Annotated in this window: 5 tRNA genes; all 5 read left to right on the forward strand. The window is 50.2% G+C overall.

The window, feature by feature from the left end:
- Nucleotides 1-68 precede the first annotated feature (68 nt).
- The 5 genes from HMPREF2988_RS11150 (at nt 69) to HMPREF2988_RS11170 (ending at nt 520) form a co-directional block, all read left to right on the forward strand.
- A tRNA-Ser gene (locus HMPREF2988_RS11150) sits at nt 69-157 on the forward strand.
- Nucleotides 158-171: 14 nt separating this feature from the next.
- A tRNA-Glu gene (locus HMPREF2988_RS11155) sits at nt 172-243 on the forward strand.
- 15 nt (nt 244-258) lie between these two features.
- Nucleotides 259-331, forward strand: a tRNA-Val gene (locus HMPREF2988_RS11160).
- A 9-nt stretch (nt 332-340) separates the two neighbouring features.
- Nucleotides 341-413, forward strand: a tRNA-Asp gene (locus HMPREF2988_RS11165).
- Between the two features lie 35 nt (nt 414-448).
- Nucleotides 449-520, forward strand: a tRNA-Phe gene (locus HMPREF2988_RS11170).

Genomic DNA, 520 nt, shown 5'->3' on the forward strand with positions numbered 1-520 from the left:
TGTCGTAGGTTCGAGTCCTACTGCCGGAGTTCTCATTTTGAGAAAGAGTATTGAGCTTCTTTCACTCTGGAGAGTTGTCCGAGAGGCCGAAGGAGCATGATTGGAAATCATGTAGATGGTGCAAACTGTCTCAAGGGTTCGAATCCCTTACTCTCCGTAATAAGTTTACCTGGCCCGTTGGTCAAGCGGTTAAGACACCGCCCTTTCACGGCGGTAACACGGGTTCGAATCCCGTACGGGTCATTTTAATTGAATGTTGGAGGTTTAGCTCAGCTGGGAGAGCATCTGCCTTACAAGCAGAGGGTCAGCGGTTCGATCCCGTTAACCTCCATAATGAACTGGTTCCGTGGTGTAGGGGTTAACATGCCTGCCTGTCACGCAGGAGATCGCGGGTTCGATTCCCGTCGGAACCGTCGTTCTTGTTATTCAATTAATAATTTTAAAATATGGCGCGGTAGCTCAGTTGGTAGAGCAACGGATTGAAGCTCCGTGTGTCGGCAGTTCGATTCTGTCCCGCGCC

The organism is Enterococcus sp. HMSC061C05 (assembly GCF_001814765.1).
Lineage (GTDB): Bacteria > Bacillota > Bacilli > Lactobacillales > Enterococcaceae > Enterococcus_B > Enterococcus_B lactis.